Genomic DNA, 676 nt, shown 5'->3' on the forward strand with positions numbered 1-676 from the left:
GTCAGTCTCAAAGCGATAGGCCAAGACATCCTTGCCCTCATGATTTCCAAATACACGCTCTGTGTATGCTTTCATTCTTCTCTCCTTTGATCCATTTCTCTTAAGTAAACAAACCATAGAGAGTGTATGCACCATCTATGGTTGTAGTTTCTATTTTCAGAATCCTTTGTTAGAAAACCTAAGCATTTGCTTAACAAAAAGGGATTCCTCTATACCTGTTTTATGCTTCCACACGTTCAGTCCATGAAGTCGCTGTTGTTTGAAGAACTTTGTTGAGTTCATCAATGTTCTCAAATCCAGTTGTGCGAAGCCATTCACGAGCTGCTGCCTCACCGTCTTTGATGTAGGCTTCAACTGATCCTGCCCAGGTTGCACGGCCACAAAGAACGCCGTTGAAGTTTGCGCCTGATTCGTGGGCAAAGACAAGGGTTTCTTGGAAGAGTTTGGCTGACACTCCCGCACTCAAGTAGATATATGGCAAATTAGTTGCTTCATCTTGTGCTTTGAAAAAAGCTGCTGCTTCTTCGCGTGTATGCACGATTTCACCATCACCAAAGCCTTCAACATATTTAACATTGACTGGAACTTCCACTTTCAAGACATCGATGTTGAAGCGTGGATCTGAGAAGACCTTCATAGCACCAATAACCTTGTGTGGTTTCACTTTTGCGTATTC

The 676-nt window shown here is 42.9% G+C and carries 1 protein-coding gene; it reads right to left on the reverse strand.

Annotation, left to right across the window (positions count from 1 at the left end; translation table 11 throughout):
- Positions 1–220: 220 nt before the first annotated feature.
- Positions 221–676, reverse strand: a 456-nt coding sequence (locus D8863_RS10665; protein WP_033607292.1) for a tagatose 1,6-diphosphate aldolase, incomplete at its 5' end; no start/stop codon positions are given.

It is taken from the genome of Streptococcus oralis (assembly GCF_003943825.1).
Taxonomy (GTDB): Bacteria; Bacillota; Bacilli; order Lactobacillales; family Streptococcaceae; genus Streptococcus; species Streptococcus oralis_CD.